Genomic DNA, 22,231 nt, shown 5'->3' on the forward strand with positions numbered 1-22,231 from the left:
CTCTGAATCTTAGTTTAGCTGCTCTAAATGAAGTTTTTTTACATAGTCACCAAACTCATCCATGGTTTTCAAGGCCGTTATATAGGTGAATGTTGGCAGCATACTTAAGGTGAAGGACGATTTGATTCCGGGCACTCCCCAGAGCTCATGTTGTTTTGCATTTTGGAATCGTTGCGGAAGCCTCTCAAGACCATATTGTTGCAGTATTCCAACAATGTACCCTCTTGAGTAGTAATTCTGAATTGGGTATAAGACTTCTTCAGCAAAAGACATTGCTTTCCCTTTTGAGCAGAGATTATTTTGGTATTTCTTTGAGTGAGAACGCTAAAACGACGGTGTGTAAATTACTCTGCAGCAACTGCTTTCTGCCGTTGTAGGAAGCAGCAGTTCCACGATTTAAGGCCATTTTGAATAATATGTTCAATGATATAGGCGGTAACTTCGTCATTTGAAGAATGCTTTATAGCATCAATATAGTCAGTGCCCGGCACAAGGTGTTCAACTTCAAACTCGCCACCAAATACGTAGGACAAAGTGTCCTGCAAGAGGGCTCGGGAATCAGGAAATAATTCTTCAAGATCACTGCCAATCACGAAAACCTTACTGCCTTCAAGATTGTCAGCAATGTCATCAAGATTAACTGCTTTGATGACATGAGAGCCGTCATCTAGAACCTCGTGGTTGAGCTCAATTGTTCCTGCGAAGCACATGCCAGCTTCCCTACAAGTTAAACAAAATACACAATATATTTATTCTATTAAATTTTTATAAATACGCAAGAGCTTTGCTGAATATTTGTGGATAGAAAACCATTCTCTGACAATGGGTTCTGAGCCTTATCCACAGACCTATCGTTCAATGTGGGTAACTCTCAATTTGATTTTACTGCCAAAAACTCTCGATCATAGGTCTTGCTGTAACAGTGAGAGCCGCCTTTGACCTATTGACGCAGGAGGTGAAGGGGTGTGAAATGTTCATTCTCCGCAGGCTTGAAGGGGCTTGTAATACAGGCGTAGGATATGTAAGTATAGGTTTCCTTTAACAAGTACAGTTTTCAATATTATTTGATCGCAATGATTCTAATTATGTGCGTAATACACAAACTATAACCACTACGAATGTATTTGGTTGTGTGTATTGTCATTGTGCAATCTATGATAATCTTAACACATTAGTGAAACCTATAACAGGTATTCTCTCTACATCAATTGATCAGAGGGGCTGGCCGATGACTTATGCTGAACTGTGCAAGGAAACCTCGGAATCAAATTCTTCCGAAGAGCGTGCCATGTTCTTGTGTGAGCGTTTGTCCGCGTCCCCCGCGAGCGATGTTGGGCACGCGGCCTTTTTGGCCTACATGAGCCACGAGTTGCGCACGCCTTTAACAGCAATCATGGGCTTTGTGCAAGTGATGAAGATGCATGAAGAGTACCCAGATCTGGTCGATAGCCACGCCGAATATCTCGACAGGGTGGACCAATCCAGCCAGCGCTTGATGCATGTGACGCAGATAATGTTGAGTTACCTGGAAAAGGTTTGTGAGACAGAAGATCGGCACAGCACCTTCTGATGATCATAGCAGCACATTGGCCGCCTAACTGGCTTTTTGTTTTTTCAGGTTGTTCGTGTACATCTTATCGCTGGAGCCAAAAACGAGAGCAATGCCATGGTCGTCTATGGCGAGGTGCTTTTCTTCATCCCGGGGAAGTGGGATTTGCAAGACTTTGCACGCGCGGATGAAGGATATCAAAAGGCGGTTCTTATCCACTTCCACCACATACTGCCCATTGTCGTCAGAGCCTGGGAACTTTAAGGCAATACTGATGGGCGGGCCCTTGTGGACCTCAATCCCTTCCAGAGGTGTGTTGGGGATGTGGATGCCGTTTTCGACACAATAATCCCGGATCACCGGCAACAATTCTTCCCCTGTAAACACCAACTTTCTCAGTTCGATGGGCATAGAGCATGGCCTAGTTTAAAAAAAGGTATACCTTTTTCTCTCTATTACATTATAGCGGTAGGCGCAGTGCTGACCATGATGCATTTGTGTGATGTATTAAACAAAAAAGGCCCCCTCTAAGTGAGGGGGCCTTTTTGATGGGAATGAGCGAAACCGCTTAGTGCAGTTTGCCATCCAAGTTCTTGATGGCTTCGTCGACCAAGGCGTCGGCTTTGGCTTCGGAAATTTCCTTGGACAGGACGGTCTTGGTCGCTTCCATGGCGAGGTCAACGGCAACGGCTTTGACTTCGGCAATCGCTTGGGCTTCAGCCTGGGCGATGCGGTCTTTGGCCAGTTGCTCGGAACGCGTCAAGCTGGCTTCCAACTGTTCAGCGGCTTCCTTGGACAGGCGCTCGGCCTCGTCCTTGGCAGCCGTGACGATGTCTTCGGCTTCTTTCAGAGCTTCGTGCTGCTTCTTTTCATAAGAAGCGAGAAGTTCTTGAGCTTCTTCGCGAAGGGTCGTTGCTTCGTCGATGCTGTCTTGGATCTTCTGAGCGCGGTCGTCCAACCCTGCGGTGGCGGCTGCGGCCAGCTTCTTGCCAAACAGGACAAAGAAGGCCACGAAAGCCAATGAGACCAAGAAGGTCGTGTCGGCGTAAAACGGTACAGCGTGCGCGGCGTCGGATGCTGCGTGGGCTTGGCTGATCAACATGTCTGTATCTCCTTAAGCCCGGTCTTTAAGCGCAGCGTCGATGGCCGTGGCGACGGAACCGTCGCTGGGCGCTTCGCCGATGAGCTTTTTGACCGCAGTTGCAGCAACGTCGGTTGCGACATCTTTGATACCGGCCAAAGCTTCGTCACGGGATTTGGCGATGGCCTGTTCCGCTTCAGAAATTTTGGCATGCAGCTGAGCGGTTTGCTCGGACTGACGTTCGCTGGCTTCGGCAGAGGCGGCGTCTTTCACCTCGCGGATCGCTTCGTGAGCTTTCGCGCGGGCGTCGGACAAAGACTTTTCATAAGCCTTAGCCGCTTCGTCGGATTGAGCTTTCAGCTCTTCCGCTTTAGCCAGGTTGTCGTCGATCTTGTTTTGGCGTTCTTCAAGAACATCGCCAATTTTCGGCAGCGCCACTTTGCTCATCAACACGTAGAGGATGACAAAGGTGATGCCGAGCCAGATCAGCTGCGACGAAAAGGTCGTGGGGTCCAACTGCGGCAGACCGGCAGCGTGCGCATTGGAAGCAACCAGAGTTGCGCCAAAGGCGGCTGAAAGACGTGCAGTTGTTGAATTCAGAATCCGCATGTGCGGGCTCCTGCCTGTTGGTGGTAATCGAGGTCAGGGGAACGGCGGCAGGCCATGCCCGCCGCCAAGAACCAAAACCAGATTAGAATACGAACAGGATCAGCATTGCGATGACGAGAGCGTACAACGCAACAGCTTCAACCAGGGCGAAACCCAGGATGGCGCGGCCAAAGACTTTGCCTTCGGAAGCGGGGTTGCGTGCGATCGCGCTGATCAGGGACGAGAAGATGCTACCGATACCTGCACCAACGCCACCCAGACCAATAACAGCCAGACCAGCACCAATCATCTTTGCGGCTTCGAGTTCCATAGTTCAGTTCCTTTAGTCGTTCATCTTGAACAAGAGAGTTAAATTCAGAGTTTTAAGTGACCTGCTCTAAGTGTCCTTAGTGCAGGTGGATTGCGTCATGCAGGTAAAGGCACGTCAAAACGGTGAAGACGTAGGCCTGCAGGAATGCGACCAAAAATTCAAATCCGACCATCAGCACGTCAATGCCGAACGGCAAGATACCGGCAACGCCCATAGGGACGATAAAGCCGGCGAAAACTTTCATCATGGTGTGACCGGCCATCATGTTGGCGAACAGACGGACCGAGAGGCTAACCGGGCGCGAGAGATAAGAGATAATCTCGATCGGCACCATCAGCGGCAGCACGGCCATCGGAACGCCCGAAGGCACGAAGTAGGTCAGGAATTTCACACCGTGGCGCGCAATGGCGACCAGGGTAATCAGGATAAAGACCGACATGGCCATCGCAAAGGTCACGATGATGTGGCTGGTGACCGTAAAGGAGTACGGCAGCAAGCCCAACATGTTGGCGAACAGAATAAACATGAAGATGGAGAAAACGAACGGGAAGTAACGGCGCCCTTCGGAGCCCACGTTGTCGCGCAGCAGCCCGGCAACGAATTCGTAGCTGAGTTCCGCCATGGACTGCCAACGACCGGGGACCAATGCGCGTTGGCGCATGCCCAGGACCAAGAACGCGGTGACCGTGACAACCGTCAGGATCATAAATGCGCCGGAGTTGGTCAGCGACGCATCGACGCCGCCTGCAGACAGTTCGACCAAGGGTTTGATCTCAAATTGTGCGATGGGATTTGCCACGTCTTTATGTCCACCTGATCAGGTTTTGTGTCGTCTTGCTCTATGCAAACCCGGCTCTAACCTATTCGAACCCGGCCTGCTTCAAATCGTGTTTCGAGTGCAGTTGCAAAAAACTTATATTGCAGTGCACTCAAAATCGAACCTTTCCTAAACGTCTTGAGCCCGAAGGGCAAGCCCTGAGGCCCGAAATTTGGCGATTTTTTCACTTTTTTGGGCCGTTTCGGGACGATCTGCCCCTAAACTTCCCGAATCTTGCGCCAAATCAGTTGGATTTATCCGAATCTTCCTGAGAAGTCTGGTTAAACCCGTCTTCGAAGTCATTGGCCATTTTCATGGCCGTTTTGTAGACGTTTAAGACGCCCGCCGCCCCACCGAGGAAAATGCATGTGATCATAAACCACGGTTTGGTGTCGAACGCGTTGTCCAACAACCAGCCCAGACCGACCCCCACCAACAGCGCCGACAACATTTCGGTGCCCAAGCGGAACGCCTGCCCAAATCCGGAAGCCTCCGTCTTCAGTTTAGGATTTTCGGGATTTCGGTCTTCTTCGACCTTGCGTGCATGCTTGATGCGCCGCCCCAAATCATCTCCTAAATCTTCCAACGAATTTTCGGGTTTTTGGTCCGTCATGGTCGAGTTCTCAGTTCCCCGAAGCTGCCGTTTTGTATGGGCTGGAAGCGGGGGAATAATACCGTGAGGGGCGGGGGTGTCAAGCGCGCGAAATCACAATATAAAGCCTTGAAAACAAAGCTAAATTAGTGATTTCTACATAAGAAAAATCGCGTTTAAGCCGACTCGCGGTACGTTTCGGCTTCTTCTAAGTCCACGCTCACCAACTGTGACACGCCGCGCTCACTCATGGTCACACCGAACAAACGGTCCATGCGTGCCATGGTCATGCGGTGGTGGGTGATGATCATGAAGCGGGTCGAGCCGGACGCCGACATTTCTTCCAACATGGTGCAGAAGCGGTCCACGTTGGCGTCATCCAGGGGGGCGTCGACCTCGTCCAGCACACAAATGGGGGCTGGGTTGGTCATAAACACCGCAAACAGCAGCGCGGTGGCGGTCAGGGCTTGCTCACCACCGGACAGCAAAGACAGCACCTGCATGCGCTTGCCGGGCGGGCTTGCGAGAATCTCCAGACCCGATTCGAGCGGGTCGTCGGCTTCAATAAGCTTCAAATGCGCTTGGCCGCCGCCAAACAGGCGGACGAACAGCTCTTGGAAGTGGCGATCGACTTCGCGGAAGGACTGCAACAGACGTTCGCGCCCTTCGCGGTTCAGCTCATTGATGCCACGGCGCAGCTTTTCGATGGCTTCGATCAGGTCGCCACGCTCAGTTTCCAGCGTTTCGATCTGTTCGGACATTTCATTGGCTTCGTCTTCGGCGCGCAGGTTCACCGCACCCATGGTTTCGCGTTCGCGGGTCAAACGATCGACTTTGCGTTCAACCGCGTCAACGTCGGGCAATTGCGCGTCGTCTTCGACTTCGGCGATTTCGGCCAAGCCGTCGGGACCGCAGCTGAGCTTTTCACGCACACGCTCGGCAATGGATTCGCACGCTTGCTTGCCTTGTTCAACAGCCCCTTCGATGCGCACGCGGGTTTCGCGCGCTTTGCCCAGGTTGGCTTCGGCGTCACGCAGACCACGGTCGGCATCCGACAGTTTTGCTTCGGCTTCGGCCAGTTGGTCGGCAAAGGTTTTGCGTTTTTCTTCCGCGTTGTCGATCAGGTCCAACAGCTGTTCGCGCTTTTGTTTGATTTCTTCGGGACGCTGGGCCAGCTCTTCCAATTCTTCGCGGATTTGTCCGGTGCGATCTTCCAAATCCGAAATGCGTTGCGTAGCCCCTTCGGAGCGTTCCGTCCAAGAGGCCAGTTCACGTACAATATCGCCCAAGCGGCGCATGCGTTCTTCGGCATTGCGTTTGAGCCCGGCATAGATGCCTTGGCGCTCCACTTGAACGGTGCGTTTTTCGGCGAGCTCTTCGCGCACACGCAAAACCGTTTCGCGCGCGGCGTCGGTGTCGGGCAAGTCTTGAAGGGCGACTTGCGATTCGACGCAGTTCTCTTTGGCGTCTTCGATGTCGCGCTCCACCGTTTCAGCGGCGTTGACGACGGCTTCGAGCTTGGAATTTTGTTCGGCAATTTGCGTTTTGATCTGCGCCACGTGTGCGCGGGCTAGGTGCGCGGCTTCTTCGCGTTCGCGCAAAGCTTGGCGGGCCGCGCGTTCCTGGTCGCGGGCGTCTTCAGCGGCTTCGCGTGCATTCAAGGCACGGGTTTCGGCCTCTTCCACTTGGGCTGAGGCCGCGTCCAACTGTTCGCGCACGTCTTTCAAGCGGTTGAGCTGTTCCAGACGGGCGGCGGCGGCGGTCTTCGCACCTTCGGTCACCGTATAGCCGTCCCAGCGCCAAAGAGCCCCTTCACGAGAGACCAGGCGTTGGCCTTGCTTCAGCTCGACGGACAAGCGTTCGCCCGTGGCCACATCGTCCACCACACCAATTTGGCTGAGGCGGCGGGTGAGGGCTTTGGGGGCCTGCGTGACATCTGACAAGCGCACCGTTCCGGCGGGCAGAGGGGCCGGTTCTGCGAAGGCATCGAACTCGGTCCAATGGACCGGGGCGTTCAGATCAGCAGACGCGTCCAGCTCTTCACCGAACGCAGCACCCAGGGCAGCTTCGAAACCAGCCTCAACGGATACGGCTTCCAAAATGGCCGGATAGGTTTCGTCGTCGTCCGATTCCAAAACTTTACCCAGCGCCTGTTCTTCGGCTTCCAGGCGGGATAGGGCGACGCGGACGTCTTGTAGGTGATGGCGGGCTTGTTCGGACGTTTCTTGGGAGGTGGCTGCACGGGCTTCGGATTGTTCCAAGTGCTCGCGCGCACCTTCACCAGCTTGCTCTGCTGCTTCCAAAGCCATTTCGGCTTCATTCAGGCCGCTTGTTTCAGCGGCCACGCGTTCCAAGTCTTTGCGTTGGTCATTCAGATCGCGCAAGCGGTGGCTCAGCTGATCGATGCGCGTTTCCAAATCCATGACTGAGCGCGTCAGCGATGCCCGTTCGGCTTCATCCGCCGCCAGCTTGTCGGTCAGCTGGGTGTGATTATCTTCCAGCTCGTTCACGTGTGCGGTGGCTTCGGCCAGTTCGGTCTCGGCGCGCTCGACCGCGCCGCCTTCGCCTTCTTGCTGGGCTTCCAGTTCGGACTGCTCACCCTTCAGGCGTTCAGACGCTTGTTCGGCGTCTTCGGCCAAGTTGCGTTCACGCGCAATGTCGTGGCTGACCTGTTCCAAACGGTGAACCCGGTCCATGCGCGCGTCTTCGATGCGTTTGACTTCGTCGTCCAAACCGTCGCGCGCCAAGGTCAGGCGTTGCAGCTCAGCGGCCGCCTCAGCTTCTTGACGACGCAGGCCGGGCACAACTTCGGCCACGCCGGCTTGGTTGGTCGAGGCCCCGGCCACTTGCGCGGTGAGTTCGGCAACGATGGCTTCGGCTTCTTTGAGTTTTCCGCGATCCGCTTCCAAACCGTCAATGGCTTGGACCCAGCGGATGTGGAACAGCAGGGCTTCGGCATTTTTGATGTGGTCCGACAGGTTGCGATAGCGCGTGGCTTGGCGGGCCTGTTTTTTCAAGCTTTGCAACTGGCCTTCCAAGGTGATGAGAATGTCGTCCAGGCGCGACAAGTTGTTTTCCGCACCGCGCAGACGCAGTTCGGCTTCGTGGCGGCGTGAATGCAGCCCGGTGATGCCGGCGGCTTCTTCCAACAAGACACGGCGGTCTTGAGGTTTAGCCGAAATGACTTGGCCGACTTTGCCTTGGGACACCAGGGCGGTGGACCGCGAACCGGTGGCGGCGTCGGCGAACAGCAACTGAACGTCCTTGGCGCGTACGTCCTTGCCGTTGACGCGGTAGTTGGAGCCTTTGTCGCGCACGATTTGGCGCACGACTTCCAGGTCTTCGGCGTCGTTGAACATGGCTGGTGCCACGCGGGTTTTGTTGTCTAAGTGCAACACGACTTCAGCGTTGTTGCGCGCCGGACGGTTGGAAGAGCCGCCAAAGATCACGTCGTCCATAGCGGAGCCGCGCATCTGCTTGGCTGACGTTTCGCCCATGACCCATTTCAGGGCTTCGACCAAGTTGGATTTGCCACAGCCGTTGGGACCGACCACGCCGGTTAGGCCGGGCTCAATTTTGAGCTCGGTCGGATCGACGAAGGATTTAAATCCCGCCAGTCTGAGCTTTGAAAAGCGCAGCACGTTAGTCGTCCCCCAACAGTTCAGTGTGCAAAAGTGTCGTCACGTTATTTCACGCCTCGTTTTTCCAGGGCCTTGTCCAACATATCGCCCATATCGTCTGCGGACAGTGCGCCTTTGATCACTTGACCGTCCAAAACGAAACTCGGCGTGGAATCGATGCCGTACATTGCCGCAGCTTGATCACGGTTTTTCTGAATGGCGGTCATCAGCTCTTCGTTTTGCAAGCACGCCATTACGTCTTCATTTTCCAGACCGTAAAAGCGGGCCAGAGCCGCCAATGCACCGATTTTGTTTTCGGCTTGGATCCAATTGCCTTGGGTCTGATAGAGCATGTCGAAGAATTCAACATTGCGCGGAGACCCGGCACAACGGGCCAAGCCGACGGCGGCAACGGATAAGTTATCCAAGGGGAAATCGTGAAAAACGATGCGCACTTTGCCTGTTTCAACATACTTCTTTTTGAGTTCCGGCAGAGAGTTGGCGTGAAAGTTCGCACAGTGTCCGCAGGTGAGCGACGAATACTCGTTCAACACCACAGGTGCATTGGGATCGCCCATGCTCATTTCGGCAAGCGCCTTTTCCAAGGTCACCTGTTCAGCGGCCACAGCTGAGCCTGGCAGAGTGACAACAACGCCAAACATGAAGAAAACGGCGGCGCTCAGGCTTTTCCAGAACGGTGAACTAACGGTATATGTGGGCATGCATAACTCCCTTGCACACAAGATGTTGATGAATATAGGCGAGATTTCGCCCGTTTCACAAGCATCACAACGCCTCCGCAAGGCAACAAATTGTGGATAACTGGGCTTTTTGCATGTCTGGAAGGCGTTCGCGCCTCATTTGGCGGCTTTGCCTCTGGCAGCAATGTTTTGGCCCAACCGCTCCAAGGCCTTTTGCAGTTCCGGGTCGTCCACAGTGGCGACCTTGTCGGAAATGGCCTGGGTTTCGGCTTTGCTCAACGGGCGCGGAGGTTTAGCCCGCCGAACGTCACGGTTTTTGGGCAATGGTCCTTGGATCAACTTGATCCGAACCACCGCCCGATAGCCGAAAAAGGTGTTGATGCGCTCGATCACCTGGGGCTCGTTGTGTTGAAGCTCCATGGCGAACGCACCGCTGTCGGTTTTCAGATGCAACGTTCCACCCGTTGCACCGTCACGCGAAAACACGATCTTTTCCGGCGCCGTGTGACGAGCCACATCATCGCCTACGATTTGGGGCCATTTTGTGACGATGGTGGCGTGTGCAAATCCATGTTTGCCCAAAATCCCGCGCGTCATGCGGTCCAGCGTCTGCGCCACCGGTTTGACACGGCGTGAACGGATGTCTGAGGGATCGAAAAACGACTTCTTTTTGGGTTTGGAGGATTTCGCTGCCATATGCCTATGGTAAGGTGAGCTCTCCCGATAAACAATGGCACAAAATGTCCACAACGCCTCCTGCACAACTTACATCGAAGCTTCTCAACTGGTTTGCTCAAAAAAGCCGGGCTGACTTGCCGTGGCGCAAGGCTGCGTGCGGAGCGCGCGATCCTTATCAAGTGTGGCTGGCGGAGATCATGCTCCAACAAACCACGGTCGCTGCCGTGATTCCCTACTTTGAAACCTTCACCAAAAAATGGCCGACGGTGAAGGACTTGGCTAACGCAAAGCCCGACGACGTCATGCATGCTTGGGCAGGGCTGGGGTACTATGCGCGCGCACGCAACATGCTGAAGTGCGCCATTGAAATTGCGGACAATAGACAGGGCCAATTCCCCCGTGATGAAGACGATTTGTTGGCGCTTCCCGGCGTCGGCCCCTACACAGCCGCCGCCATTGCCGCCATTGCGTTCAACGGGCCAGCCGCGCCTGTGGACGGCAACGTCATCCGGGTCTTGAGCCGCCTTTATGCCCTTGAAGGCGAAATGCCGAAAAACAAAGGGCTGGTGGCTGAAAAAGCGAAAACCCTTTTGCCCAAGGGCGAAAGCGGCAACTTTGCCGAAGCCTTGATGGATCTGGGCGCGACCGTGTGCAAGCCTAAAAACCCCAAATGCGGGAACTGCCCTTGGGCGCGCGATTGTGTGGCGTGTGAACAGGGCACCGTTTTGACCTACCCGAAAAAGGCGCCGAAACCCCAAAAGCGCACCCGCAAAGGCTGGGTCTATTGGGTCGAAAATGAGAACGGCGAAGTGTTGTTGGAACGCCGCCCGGAAAAAGGTCTGTTGGGCGGGATGATGGGCTTTCCCGGCTCACCATGGCAGGTCGAGGCGCTGTCTGAGCACGCCGCAAAGACGGATGTGGGCACAGGCTGGCAATCTTTGGACGTTCTGGTCACCCACACATTCACGCATTTTCATTTAGAGCTGAAGGTCATGACGTCCAGAGCATGTGCAAAAGCGGACGGCATTTGGGTTAAACCCGAGGGCTTTAAGGACCACGCGTTGCCCAGCGTCATGAAAAAGGTCGCAAAGGCCGTTTTAGACAAAAAGATTCGCAAAATGCGAAAATAACGGTTTTCAAACGTCTCTTACACTTCCATATTATAAATAGCTAGGGGACAAACAATGGCCGAACTATCACGCGTTTTGCTGGTTGAAGATACCGTGCCGCTCGCACGCATGTACGAAGCGTATATGAGCGACGGTCCTTATGACGTGACCCACGTGGAAACGGGTCAAGAGGCGTTGGATATCTTGAAGGCCTCTCCCCCTGATGTGGTGCTGTTGGATTTGATGCTGCCCGACATGGATGGGCTGTCGATCTTGGAGCACATCTCCACCGCACACATCCCGTCTGCGGTGATTGTGATTACGGCGAACGCGTCCTTGAATACCGCCGTTGACGCCATGCGTTTAGGGGCTACCGATTTTTTGGTGAAGCCGTTCCAGGCTGATCGTCTGCGCGTCACCCTAAAAAACGTGGTGGAGCGCCAGCAGCTCACACAAATCGTTGAGACTTACCGCAAAGACATTGATCGTCAGGAATACGAAGGCTTTATCGGCAAGTCCTTGGCGATGCAGCGAGTCTATCGCATCATCGACAGTGCGGCGGGCTCGAAAGCCACGGTGTTCATCACGGGCGAAAGCGGTACAGGCAAGGAAGTCTGCGCCGCCGCTATTCACAAACAAAGCCCACGCGCCAAGAAGCCCTTTATTGCGCTTAACTGCGGTGCAATCCCTAAAGACTTGATGGAAAGCGAAATCTTCGGCCACGTCAAAGGGGCGTTCACCAGTGCCGTGGCGGACCGCGACGGTGCGGCGGCTCGCGCCAATGGCGGCACGCTATTTTTGGACGAAATCTGCGAAATGGATTTGGATTTGCAGACGAAGCTTTTGCGTTTCATCCAAACGGGCACGTTCCAAAAGGTCGGCGGCACCAAGTTGGAAGACGTGGATATCCGCTTTATCTGCGCCACCAACAAAGACCCTATGGTCGAAGTCGCCGAAGGGCGGTTTCGCGAAGACTTGTATTATCGCTTGCACGTCATCCCCATTCACATGCCGGACTTGAAAGAGCGCGACGACGATGTGTTGGACATCGCAGGCAAGCTTTTGACCGACTACACGTCGGAAGAGGGCAAAGACTTTCAAGGTTTCGACGACCATGTACGTGGGGTGTTTCGCTCTTACCCGTGGCCCGGCAACGTGCGTCAACTGCAAAACGTGGTGCGCAACATTGTGGTTCTGAACGACGGTGAAATGGTGACGCGCGATATGCTCCCCGCACCTTTGGATCGTTTGGCAGAAGACGTTCTGCCGTTGCCGCCTTCGCAGTCCGAACTGACGACGGCCTCTTCGCCGTCTCCCGCGCCTGTTGCCAACACGCTGAAACCCGCGAGCAAAGGTGAGATACGTCCCTTGGATGATATGGAGCGCGAAATTATTGAGCACGCGATTGAACTGTGCGATGGCAATGTGCCGACGGCGGCTGCGCACTTGGGCATCAGCGCTTCGACCATCTACCGCAAACGCCAAGTTTGGGACGCCAAGTGATCAGAGCGTCTTGAACGCTGCCAGCGTTTCTTCAATATCTTTGGAAATCAATTTCAGCGCCGTCTCTGCTGCGGCTTGGATTTGCGCTTCGTCACCTGCGTCACAGGCGTCTTGCAAAACTTCGGCGGCTTTGCCACCGTCCACAGCACCGTAGGTGAGGCACAAGCCTTTTAAGGAATGGGCGTGACGACGCAAATCGTTCAGTTCACCAGCATTTGTGACATGCGTGCGCACAGCTTCGAGATGTTTGAGGCTGCCGTCTTTGAAAACCTCTAAAAGCTTTTGCGCCGTGTCCGGCCCAACGTCATGGACAAGTTGCCTGAGCGTGTTGATATCCGGCACGGCGCGCGCTTTCGGACTAGTCGTCGTAAGTGATCAAGGCTTCAAACGGCACGCCGTCAAGCTTGTCACGACCGTTTAAGAAGCTGAGTTCGATGATCGCGGCCGAGCCGACCACATCACCACCGACCTTTTTGCACAAGTCGATGCAGGCGTTGAGCGTGCCGCCGGTGGCGAGCAAGTCGTCCAAGATCACCACGCGTTGACCCGGATGGATTGCATCGTCTTGAATTTCGATGGTGTCGGAGCCGTATTCCAGCTCATAGCTGTGCGATACCGTGCCACCCGGAAGTTTGCCGGGCTTGCGCGCCATGACAAAGCCACAGCCCAACTTCAGTGCCAGCGGTGCCGCGACCAAGAATCCACGCGATTCGATGCCGACCAAGACGTCGGGCTGGTAAGCACCGATCATGCGCGCCATGCGGCCCATGGCCACTTGCCATGCATCTGGATGCGCCAACAGGGTGGAAATGTCATAAAACAAAATGCCCGGTTTGGGGAAATCGGGAATGCCGCGAATGTATTCTTTGATGTCCATGGAAATGTGGTCCCTGACTGAATTGAGTTTGGGGATGTTACGATGTGCGTGGGGTGAGTGCAAAGCAAAAGGGCCGAAGCAAGCGCTTCGGCCCTAGAGATGAGATCAGACGATCAGTTGGCTTTCATAAAATCAATGATCGCTTGGCGTTCGTCTGCTTTTTTGACTTTCACCACCATGGTGGTCGCTTTGCCGATAAATTTTTTCGGATTTTCAATCCAAGCGCTCATGTTCGCATCATCCCAGACGATGTCAGAGCCTTTGAGGGCTTTGTATTTGCCAAAATCCTGTTTCCCGGCCTGTTGGCCGAAGATGCCGGCTAGGGACGGGCCCAGACCCTGCTTGCCAGCCTCCATGGAGTGGCATTTTTTACAGTGCTTAGCATAAAGCTTTGCGCCGTCTGCAGCTTGAGCGGCAAACGGAACGGCAGCCACACAAGCGAGGGCCGCAATGATGCGAAGTGATTTCATGTGAGGTTCTCCAGTTATAACACCCGCAGCTATGCTAGCGCGCCTCATCGCGAACGCCAACACAAAAGACATACAAATCGTATGAGTTTGAATTCACTCTAATGTGATGAGAAGTCGAGGCTTTTCGGCAAAGAAAAAGCCCCGCCGGTGCGGCAGGGCTTTGACTTTGCGAATATCGCAGAAAACCGGATCAGTTGGCTTTCAAGTATTCGATGATGGCTTTGCGTTCTTTTTCTTTTTTGATTTTGACCGTCATAGCCGTCGGTTTGCCGATGAATTTTTTCGGGTTGGCAATCCATGCATCCAAGTTAGCTTCGTCCCAAACGATGTCGGAACCTTTCAAAGCTTTGTACTTTTTGAAGTCGGTTGCGCCAGCTTTTGCGCCGACGATGTTGTTCAGTGCCGGACCGACTTTGTGCTTGCCAGCTTTGACGGTGTGGCAGGTGCCGCACTTTTTCTTGAACAGTTTTTTGCCGTCCTTAGCTATGGCAGAACCGCTGGTAACCGCAACAGCTGCAGCGATGGCCAGGGCGAAGATTTTCGAGGTGTTCATATGTAGCGTCTCCAATTGCATGTAAGTGATGCGTCCCCTTAGAAAGGTGGCGCATTTTTAGCGCATGCGCCCTTCCCATGCAACCTTCCGCAATGAGCACCATGCTGTGAACCTAAATATTATAAATGTGAAATGTTGTGAACGCAATTGATTCAATTGGGTTTCGCAAGTTCGTTCCAAATGGTGTAATCGCGCCTAAAGTCTTGCAAAGATGCCCAAACTTCTGCGAATTCTCGATCATTTTGGACGTGTTTGCGGGCAGCTGTTTTCCACGCTTCGCCAAATTTCGCCAAGATATCCTCCGGCCAGCGGCGCATCTGAATACCTTCCAAGGTCAGCTGTTTGAGAGCTTCAAACTGTTGTGCTTCGGCGGCTGTGAGGGCGGATGTCACGTTTTGAGCACAGAGTCCCGCAATGGCGTCTTGTTGTGTTGGGGGCAATTTCTCCCAAGTCTCTGTGTTGACGGCCAGAACAAAAGACGTGAGCGGCTGGTGCCACCCTGGGAAATAAAAATTGCGCGCAAACTGTTGAAAGCCCAAGGGGCGGTCAATGGAGGGAATGGAGTATTCAAGGCCTTGAATTTGGTCGCTTTCCAATTGGGACAAGATGTCTTCAGGTGTACCGGGAACGGGTTTTGCGCCCAGCTCGGCGTAGACTTGGGCACCGAGCCCCTCTGCACGGATGGTCAGTTCGCTGAGGTCTTCGAGCTGTCGGACTGGGGAGCGGAACCAACCCCCGCCTTCAGCCGGCAACTGACCGCACAAGGTGACATTAAGCCCCCGTTTGAGCATCACTTTGTCCAAGAGCTCTTTGCCGCCGCCATGATGGAACCAAGCCAAATATTCCGTGCTGTTGGGGCCAAATGGGATGGCTGTAAACAGCTGCAAGGCATTGGAAGATGCGTCGAGCTCTTGCGGCGTGGCGAAAATGGCGTCGACGGCTCCAGACGTCAGGGCATTCAGCACCTCACCTTCGCCATGAACGCTATGGGAATCGATTAAGGACAAACCCAATTTCCCATTTGTGACAGTGGGAAGGGCGTGTTGAAGATGAAGCACCAAGTCCCCCAAAACGGGTGTTTGAGGGGGGTAGGGGCTCATGACCTGAAGGCGGTTCTCTTCCAAAACCGGAGGGGTGGGCGCGGGGGATGCGGCTGGTGCGGGTCCGGAAATTGTATCGGGTCCGTCGATGTTGAGCTGTTCTGCGCCGTCTACGTTTGGGGCCTCGCTTTGATTGCGGGCCTTTTCCAAACTGGGCGCAACATAGGTTGTCGCAGCCATAATGCCGAAAACGATGCCGATGATGATGCCGATGATGGTGTTGCGCATTTTGCCTGCCACCCTTGCCCCTTTGTGCGGGAGGATAGCAGTGCCTCTTTCCCCTGGAAAGCGAAGACTGCCCTCCACAAGCTGCAAGGACGGCTCAGTTTGCTTTATGGTAAATAATACTGTACTTTTGGGTAGAATTTGGCGGTTGAAAGCCGCAAAAGGCGTTGAGGGGGAGACTTCGCCGTCCCGATCTTTGCATGCTTATGCGATCAACCCTTTCCGCCGCCCGTTAGTGCGCTACGTGGTGTGGCGTCACGTTTGAGCAAAGGACCTAAAGAATGGCAGAGCCCGATCGCGCCCTTGTCGCCCGTGAGCAGCAGCTCCAAGAAGCTCTGAAATCACTTTCCGATCAGCACGGAGACCAAAGCGAAACTGTGGCTTTGATCCGCGATCGCTTGGAAGCGGTGCAAAAAGAAATCGAGGAGCAAAAAAACGTAGATACCGACAGCGAAGCCTACACAGGTAACATTGTTGAGAGTTTGGGCGCCCCGAGCATTCACGACAGTGCGTTGATGTACGTCTTGTTGGGGGGCACACTGATCTTTGCCTTTGGCGGGATGTCGACCATGTTTGTCTTGATGTTGGCCGCCAAATGGTAGCCGATTTGCTCTAGAGAAATAAGCCGGGGGCTGTCCCCGGCTTTTTTTATGGGCGCTCTAGGGCAGCACTTACGGCTTCGGTTAGAAGAACGAGGTCAATGGGTTTGAGCAGCGCGGAGACATGCCCGTCGTGTCTCATATCCGGGGTGATCTCATGGTCGGCATGCACCGACATGATGAGGACAGGGGTCATGATGGTGGCGGGATTGGCCCTGATTTTTGCATAGGTCTCTTGCCCGGACATTGTGGGCATGGCTAAGTCGAGGATGATTAATTGTGGTGTTTCTTCCGCAATCAGCTCCAGCCCCCTTCGGCCACTATCGGCACAGCGCAAATCGTGTCCGCTGGCGCCCAAAAAAGCGCGAACGATTTCATGAATGTCCAAGTCATCATCGATTAACAATAAATTTGCCATGTCTTAATCAGTCCGTGCAAAACTATTGGTGGTCGGAAATAAATCTGCACGTGTATACCATGTTCGGGGCACAAGAAGAACCATAAGTGATGGCTGGTAATTCTCCCCAATGGGGTGCAAAATGATGAGGGAGCTATAGACAATGATGATTATGCCAGGGGTGATGTGTGGCACGTAACGGTTGGTCCAAGAGTACCTTTGAAGTTCTGGCAAAGGGCTCAAAGCGATGGAAGATCGAAATGGCTTCTCCGCGCCGCAGCGAAGCCATGGAATTTGCCGAAAAATTATTGACCTTGTCCAAACACGAAGGTGTCCGCGTTACTGAATTGCGCGACACCTGGACACAAGAACGAATTATCTTTGAACACATTACGGGCACGCAACTTCAACCTCTGAAAATCGTTCAAGAGAGCGAGGCCGAGTTTTGCAAAAGCTTGGCCGACTACTATCGCTTGCCAGCTCGTCTCACCATGGGGCGCATCATGCGCGCGTACTTGGACCAGCATTCGCTCACCATGGCTGAGCTGTTGTTCAACGCGGGGCATTTGTTGGCGTTGGACCGGATGGATCGCTTTTTTCCGTCGGTGCTTCAGCACGGCGCCCAACTTCAGGCAAAATTGACCGGCCAAACGAAAACGGAACGCCAAGACAAGCTGTTTGTGGTGTTCAACAAGGTTTTAGACCGTGCCCGAAACAGCGACAATGTGTTGGTGTTGTCCGAAGTTTTGGCTGAGGACGGTATCGACCAGCTGTTAGAGGTCGTCGCACGCGATTATGACGTCCAACAAACGGAACGGGTCGTGTGCGGGACGATGGCAAATCACTTGGAAGGCTGCGGCTGGCGAGAGAAGCTTGCGCGCGCCATTTCCATAGCTGAAGGCGCGCAAAGTGAAGAAGGACGCGCCCAAAGTGACGCCTTCATCGCCGAGATTTTGGATGGCAAACAAGTCATCGAAGAGGTGTTTGGTGGGTTTACTGATCCAATTCACGCTTGGACAACGTACGTCACGATTTCTTGCGGACGTTTCGACAAAGTGCCGACCTATATGTCCCCTGACTTGGGCCGTTTGAGTGCTTTGTTCGCGCACCGCGACCTGCCCGAAACCCGCACCGTTTTGATGCAGCGCATTGCCCGGGGGCTGTCCAGCACGCAAGCCCTTTCTAAAAACACCCGGGAAGAAAACCGCGTGTCCTTTTTGGGGTTGGTGCGCGATTTGATTGAACCGACAGGCATTGTCGGCGGTCCGGTTATGGTTGAGGCCGTTGTGCTGCGGGCCAAAACCTTGCTCGGGGAGCATGGCGAGGATCTGCCCATCGACACAGCCATCCGCCAAGCCATGTATCTGATGCCTAGCCAGGCCGCCCGTCTTGGCGTTTTGTTGGATCTGAGCGCGACCGAAACGGGACAGCGTTATGAACAAACGGTGTTGCAACAACTTGCTCACTTGCTCGACAATCTGGGCTCGTTGGTGGACTTGTTTCCCATTGACGTGTTGGATCACGAACGCGACGCAGGGTTGTCCGCTTTGCGGGAACGGTTGGGAATGAGCCAGCTCCACGAAGATTTACGGGCTACGGTGGAAAGTTCCTTACACCGCATGACAAAACCCAACGGTATGGAATCTAAAACCGAAGAGCCAGCCAAGGAGGATACCGTGCAAGCGAAAGACGGCGAACTTGTTTTGCAAGCCGGGGATGTCTTGTTTGCCGAAGGCGAAGAGGGCGATGCGGCGTACTATGTGATGGAAGGGCGTTGCGAAGTGATGCGCACCATCGATGGACACCCTCAAAGCCTAGCGGTGGTCGGAAAAGGCGAGATTGTGGGCGAGATGGCCTTGATCGACAAACAACCGCGCATGGCCACGGTTCGCGCGTTGGAAGACAGTAAATTCTTATCGATCTCAGCTGGCAGTCTTCAAGGGCGCATGGACAAGCTCGCCAAAGATGATCAAGTGCTTCATTACCTGATTAAAACTTTGGTTCGCCGCTTGCGCGGATTGGCGCGGAGTACGGAATAAGTCTAGACCGTCCAGTGCGGCACCATGATTGCGGAAGGCATGAAAGCGTCTGTGGGCTTAATCTCGTCCAACTTGGCTTTGACGTCTTCAAATGTCGGAATGGCATTGGTGTTTTCCAAGGGCGGGAGATCATCCTCACCATAAACAATGATGATGTGGTTGCGCGGGGTGCCGAAATGAGACCCTCTTGGGCTGATTTTGTCAAAGACTTCGATCTGTAAATACTCGGCCATTGGGTGAATGACGTCGCTCGGCAGGCCTTTGGCGCTGTCATAGTTCAAGACCTTCGAGTTACAGGTCGAACGCTCTGCATATACTTTCTTCAGGCCAAACCGTTCGGTCTGATCATGTATAGGTGTCCCTTTTTTAAGCACGTAACCGCTAGAGAGAACTTTGTCTGTGACGTTGGCGTGTTCATAAAGAAACGCGATGGTTTCATCCAATTCTGCGCGTGTCTCTGATGGGAAGCCGACGATGATGAACAGGTGGTTGCGAATGTTTGCTTTATGCGCCCGGTTCAAGGTGTTGGATGAACTTTCGACCGTATTGCCTTTGTCCATCAGCTCCAACAATCTTTCCGATCCGGATTCCAACCCCCAATAGACGCATCGACATCCAGATTCGTACATCAAGTCTAAAATCTCTTGGGTGAAGTCGGGCGTGGGTTTGGCCAGGGCGTAATAACGGACATCTAAGCCGCGCTTTAAAATTTCATTGCCGATTTTTTGGAAGCGTTTTGCCGAAATCATTTCATCGACAAAGGTGAAGTGCTTCACGCCGTTGTGTTTGACGTGATACTCAATTTCATCCACACAGCGCACAATAGACTGGGTTTTGTAGGTTCCGGCATAACTGGCGAAATGATCGCAGAACGTACAACGGCGCCAATAACACCCCCGCGAACTGATCAGCGGAACCACCGCAGCAGGTGTGAAGTGCCCGTTCATGTCGTAATCGCTAAAGTCGGCGAAGGGCTGGTCTTCGTAGTTCATTTTTTCCAGGCTTTGCCCAACTTCGACAGAGCCCGTTTCTGGATTAAAGCGTGCGAGACCGGTGACCAGGGCATAGGCTTCATCGTCGCGTTCGATGGTTTGCAGAAGCTCTAAATAGCCCATTTCACCTTCGTGCAAGATCACGTGATCGACGTATTCGCGGGTGAGGAAATCTTCCAAATTCACTTCATTGAAGAAGCCGCCGCCAAAAACTGTCAGCACATCGGGACGGATCAGCTTAATGGTTTTCGCCAACAGGGCTGCGAACCAAAATTGTTCGGTAAACATCACCGACATCGCCACGACCTTTGGCGCTTTGCTGAGGATATGGCGGGCAAACTGATCAACGTACCAAGGTGTCGGTCCATCACTTTCAAAGATACGCTGACATTGATCGTTGTAATAATTGCCCAACAGGTTTTCGAAGCGCGAAAAGGTTTCCGCTAGCGGATTGTGGACGGAATTGTCAAAAAACTCTTCCCCACCTTCGGTGAACAGTTTTGCAGCTTTGAGGAATGCTTCGGTCTCATCATAAGTGAAGGCCGCCGTGCCATTACGTTGCCCACTCACCACGGCGGCGTACCAATCCGTATTCAAATCCAATCCAAGCACGCGAAAATTGCTCTTTGCTTCGACACTGGACTTGATCAAGGCCGGGCCTAAGGGCAGAGACGGGAAGGTGGCGATGGCGTTGACAATTGTGCTGAGTTTCTCATCTAGAGCGACGTGTTCGAGCTTTTCGCGAGCGGGCAAGTCGTCATACAGCGGGTGAAGAAAGTCGAACCATTGGGCCTGATAGTCAGGGACAGTTTCAACTGCCCGTTTATACAGCGTCTGCGCGTCTTTCCGGTGGCCTTGAGATACCAAGGCGTTGATCTTGCCATGCCAAGCCGCCAAAGCGTTTGGGGCGTGCTTTAAGGCCTGATCGTAGTGGTCGATGGCTTCGTTATATTGGCCTAAATCCGTAAAGATATGCCCCATGCGGACCAAGACGTCGGGTGCCGGGCCTCGTTTTAAGAGTTGGCTATAGAGTTTCAGGGCGTCTTGGTTCTGCCCCGTGCGGCGAAGGGTGTGCGCGTAAAACAGTTGGGCTTGTGGGGCGTTTTGCAAAACCCTGACAGCCTCTTGAGCCGTACTCAATGCCTGCTCTCTATAGCCTTTCGCAAACCAAGTGGACGTCAGCGTTTGAAAGGCGGAAAAAAAAGTCGGGGTCAATTTGAGCGCGTGTTCAGCTGTACTTTGTGCACCGTCTAGATCCCCCAGCTTTTCCATGGCTTGGGCCATGATGTCGAGAGCTTGGGGATTGTTCTTGACCAAAGCGATAGAGCGGCTGGCCGCGCTTTGGGCATTGGCAAAGTCATGTTGAGCCAAAAAGGCCTGAGCCAAAATGAAGTAAATATAGGCTTGGTCGTCTTTGGTGGGTTTTTTTCGCACTTTTCCGCCTTGGGTGCGGGCGGGGCCAATGACCTTCCAGCAACTGCTGGATGCTTTTTTGCCTTCCCCATCGCGAAAAAATGACAAGGCAGCCTCTAAATCCGTCAAGCTGATGCGGCTTTGGGACGCTTGCTTGGGCGCGGCTGGAGCTTGAACCGTGGGTTGGTGGGCTTTTGGATTCAGGGGCATCTCTTGGTCCATTCGACTGGCGCGGGTGAAGGCAGCGAGGATGTTGCAGGCAAACGGCACCCTCAACATTCTTAAAGGACACAATAGCAAGTCTTTCCGCCGGGATTAACCCTTTTCAGTGTAGGGTTGCCTAAGCTCACCTTGTCGAACGGCGAACAGAGAGGGCGAACATAAATACCCAGGTGCAGGAAGATCGCGATATCATCGAATTGTTCGATTATAGCCCGAGCATTTTCGAAACTTCATCATCGTCGACGACGCCATCGGCCAGATCTTCTGGGGTAATTTGGTCGGATTCCCGACGTGACATGCCAATCTTGAACGGGTCGTGTTGGCGGCGGCGGTCTGGGCCGACGAAGGTTTCGGCGATGATGAAGGCGCGTGGGTTCATGATGACCGAACAAATTCGCGAATAAAGTGTTTCCGCAGACACGGGCTTGGCCAGGTATTCTGTAATGCCAGCGTCGCGTGCTTCGGTGACTTGCCCCACTTGGGTATGCGCCGTCAAAAAGATGATGGAGGTCATGCGCGCTGGGTTGTTTTCGTCCAGGCGGATACGATTGGCAATCTCGATGCCGGAAATTTCGCCGACGTCCCATTCACAGATAAAGATGTCGGGAGCGCTGTCAGAGAGCTTTTTCAGGGCTTCTTCGCCGTCGTTGGTTTTGCGCAGGCTCTTGACCCCCAGTGTACGCAGCATGGAAGCTACCATTGAGCACATGTTGACGTCGTTGTCACACACCAAGAAAGACAGGTCTTCGATATTGAAGCTTGGGAGATCAGCCAT

Annotated in this window: 24 protein-coding genes; 5 read left to right on the plus strand and 19 right to left on the minus strand. The window is 53.7% G+C overall.

Annotation, left to right across the window (positions count from 1 at the left end; translation table 11 throughout):
* Nucleotides 1-9: 9 nt before the first annotated feature.
* Entirely contained in the window at nucleotides 10-273 is a 264-nt protein-coding gene (locus tag V5T82_RS10215; protein ID WP_332895532.1) for a hypothetical protein, read from the minus strand.
* Nucleotides 274-344: 71 nt separating this feature from the next.
* Nucleotides 345-710 carry a hypothetical protein gene (locus tag V5T82_RS10220; RefSeq protein ID WP_332895533.1) on the minus strand — a complete coding sequence of 122 codons (366 nt, stop codon included), beginning with the start codon at nucleotides 708-710 and terminating at the stop codon, nucleotides 345-347.
* 518 nt (nucleotides 711-1,228) lie between these two features.
* Between V5T82_RS10220 and V5T82_RS10225 the strand changes: the two genes are divergently transcribed.
* Complete coding sequence (locus tag V5T82_RS10225) at nucleotides 1,229-1,570, plus strand: histidine kinase dimerization/phospho-acceptor domain-containing protein (RefSeq protein WP_332895534.1); 342 nt, start codon at nucleotides 1,229-1,231, stop codon at nucleotides 1,568-1,570.
* A 24-nt stretch (nucleotides 1,571-1,594) separates the two neighbouring features.
* Here the strand turns inward: V5T82_RS10225 and V5T82_RS10230 are convergent, their stop codons facing one another.
* The 9 genes from V5T82_RS10230 to V5T82_RS10270 form a co-directional block, all read right to left on the minus strand.
* On the minus strand, nucleotides 1,595-1,960 hold the full coding sequence (locus V5T82_RS10230) for a hypothetical protein (protein ID WP_332895535.1): 366 nt from the start codon (nucleotides 1,958-1,960) through the stop codon (nucleotides 1,595-1,597).
* 157 nt (nucleotides 1,961-2,117) lie between these two features.
* Complete coding sequence (locus V5T82_RS10235) at nucleotides 2,118-2,651, minus strand: F0F1 ATP synthase subunit B family protein (protein WP_332895536.1); 534 nt, start codon at nucleotides 2,649-2,651, stop codon at nucleotides 2,118-2,120.
* 12 nt (nucleotides 2,652-2,663) lie between these two features.
* A complete protein-coding gene (locus V5T82_RS10240; RefSeq protein ID WP_332895537.1) occupies nucleotides 2,664-3,239 on the minus strand; it encodes a F0F1 ATP synthase subunit B family protein in 576 nt (191 codons plus the stop codon).
* An 82-nt stretch (nucleotides 3,240-3,321) separates the two neighbouring features.
* Nucleotides 3,322-3,549 (minus strand): ATP synthase subunit C-like protein, encoded by a 228-nt coding sequence (locus tag V5T82_RS10245; RefSeq protein WP_331894613.1) that lies wholly within the window; start codon nucleotides 3,547-3,549, stop codon nucleotides 3,322-3,324.
* A gap of 76 nt (nucleotides 3,550-3,625) precedes the next feature.
* Nucleotides 3,626-4,348, minus strand: a complete 723-nt coding sequence (locus V5T82_RS10250; RefSeq protein WP_332895538.1) for a F0F1 ATP synthase subunit A — start codon at nucleotides 4,346-4,348, stop codon at nucleotides 3,626-3,628.
* Nucleotides 4,349-4,610: 262 nt separating this feature from the next.
* Nucleotides 4,611-4,979, minus strand: a complete 369-nt coding sequence (locus tag V5T82_RS10255; protein WP_332895539.1) for an AtpZ/AtpI family protein — start codon at nucleotides 4,977-4,979, stop codon at nucleotides 4,611-4,613.
* A gap of 155 nt (nucleotides 4,980-5,134) precedes the next feature.
* A complete protein-coding gene (gene smc, locus V5T82_RS10260; RefSeq protein ID WP_442917579.1) occupies nucleotides 5,135-8,596 on the minus strand; it encodes a chromosome segregation protein SMC in 3,462 nt (1,153 codons plus the stop codon).
* A gap of 47 nt (nucleotides 8,597-8,643) precedes the next feature.
* The gene (locus tag V5T82_RS10265; protein WP_332895541.1) at nucleotides 8,644-9,300 is read right to left on the minus strand and encodes a DsbA family protein; all 657 of its coding nucleotides are present in this window, start codon (nucleotides 9,298-9,300) and stop codon (nucleotides 8,644-8,646) included.
* A gap of 135 nt (nucleotides 9,301-9,435) precedes the next feature.
* A complete protein-coding gene (locus tag V5T82_RS10270) occupies nucleotides 9,436-9,975 on the minus strand; it encodes a DUF721 domain-containing protein (protein WP_332895542.1) in 540 nt (179 codons plus the stop codon).
* A gap of 44 nt (nucleotides 9,976-10,019) precedes the next feature.
* On the opposite strand from V5T82_RS10270, the gene mutY reads away from it, so the two are divergent.
* Together mutY and V5T82_RS10280 are read left to right on the plus strand one after the other, a co-directional pair.
* Nucleotides 10,020-11,087: an A/G-specific adenine glycosylase gene (gene mutY / locus V5T82_RS10275; protein WP_332895543.1), complete on the plus strand. Its 1,068-nt coding sequence runs from the start codon at nucleotides 10,020-10,022 to the stop codon at nucleotides 11,085-11,087.
* Nucleotides 11,088-11,141: 54 nt separating this feature from the next.
* Nucleotides 11,142-12,569 carry a sigma-54-dependent transcriptional regulator gene (locus V5T82_RS10280; RefSeq protein WP_332895544.1) on the plus strand — a complete coding sequence of 476 codons (1,428 nt, stop codon included), beginning with the start codon at nucleotides 11,142-11,144 and terminating at the stop codon, nucleotides 12,567-12,569.
* On the opposite strand, the gene V5T82_RS10285 is transcribed toward V5T82_RS10280, so the two are convergent.
* The 5 genes from V5T82_RS10285 to V5T82_RS10305 form a co-directional block, all read right to left on the minus strand.
* On the minus strand, nucleotides 12,570-12,911 hold the full coding sequence (locus V5T82_RS10285) for an Hpt domain-containing protein (RefSeq protein WP_332895545.1): 342 nt from the start codon (nucleotides 12,909-12,911) through the stop codon (nucleotides 12,570-12,572).
* A gap of 16 nt (nucleotides 12,912-12,927) precedes the next feature.
* Nucleotides 12,928-13,446: an adenine phosphoribosyltransferase gene (locus tag V5T82_RS10290; protein ID WP_332895546.1), complete on the minus strand. Its 519-nt coding sequence runs from the start codon at nucleotides 13,444-13,446 to the stop codon at nucleotides 12,928-12,930.
* Between the two features lie 113 nt (nucleotides 13,447-13,559).
* A complete protein-coding gene (locus V5T82_RS10295; RefSeq protein WP_332895547.1) occupies nucleotides 13,560-13,916 on the minus strand; it encodes a c-type cytochrome in 357 nt (118 codons plus the stop codon).
* A gap of 190 nt (nucleotides 13,917-14,106) precedes the next feature.
* Nucleotides 14,107-14,469 (minus strand): c-type cytochrome, encoded by a 363-nt coding sequence (locus tag V5T82_RS10300; protein WP_332895548.1) that lies wholly within the window; start codon nucleotides 14,467-14,469, stop codon nucleotides 14,107-14,109.
* 152 nt (nucleotides 14,470-14,621) lie between these two features.
* The gene (locus V5T82_RS10305; protein WP_332895549.1) at nucleotides 14,622-15,797 is read right to left on the minus strand and encodes a TRAP transporter substrate-binding protein; all 1,176 of its coding nucleotides are present in this window, start codon (nucleotides 15,795-15,797) and stop codon (nucleotides 14,622-14,624) included.
* A 278-nt stretch (nucleotides 15,798-16,075) separates the two neighbouring features.
* Here V5T82_RS10305 and V5T82_RS10310 point away from each other — a divergent pair, with 278 nt between their 5' ends.
* On the plus strand, nucleotides 16,076-16,396 hold the full coding sequence (locus V5T82_RS10310; RefSeq protein WP_332895550.1) for a hypothetical protein: 321 nt from the start codon (nucleotides 16,076-16,078) through the stop codon (nucleotides 16,394-16,396).
* 46 nt (nucleotides 16,397-16,442) lie between these two features.
* Here V5T82_RS10310 and V5T82_RS10315 read toward each other — a convergent pair whose 3' ends face one another.
* On the minus strand, nucleotides 16,443-16,811 hold the full coding sequence (locus V5T82_RS10315; RefSeq protein WP_332895551.1) for a response regulator: 369 nt from the start codon (nucleotides 16,809-16,811) through the stop codon (nucleotides 16,443-16,445).
* Nucleotides 16,812-17,050: 239 nt separating this feature from the next.
* On the opposite strand from V5T82_RS10315, the gene V5T82_RS10320 reads away from it, so the two are divergent.
* A complete protein-coding gene (locus V5T82_RS10320; protein ID WP_332895552.1) occupies nucleotides 17,051-18,829 on the plus strand; it encodes a cyclic nucleotide-binding domain-containing protein in 1,779 nt (592 codons plus the stop codon).
* 2 nt (nucleotides 18,830-18,831) lie between these two features.
* Here the strand turns inward: V5T82_RS10320 and V5T82_RS10325 are convergent, their stop codons facing one another.
* Complete coding sequence (locus V5T82_RS10325; protein WP_332895553.1) at nucleotides 18,832-21,444, minus strand: tetratricopeptide repeat protein; 2,613 nt, start codon at nucleotides 21,442-21,444, stop codon at nucleotides 18,832-18,834.
* 217 nt (nucleotides 21,445-21,661) lie between these two features.
* Nucleotides 21,662-22,231, minus strand: a complete 570-nt coding sequence (locus V5T82_RS10330) for a response regulator (RefSeq protein ID WP_332895554.1) — start codon at nucleotides 22,229-22,231, stop codon at nucleotides 21,662-21,664.

The sequence above is a fragment of the Magnetovibrio sp. PR-2 genome (assembly GCF_036689815.1).
Classification (GTDB): domain Bacteria; phylum Pseudomonadota; class Alphaproteobacteria; order Rhodospirillales; family Magnetovibrionaceae; genus Magnetovibrio.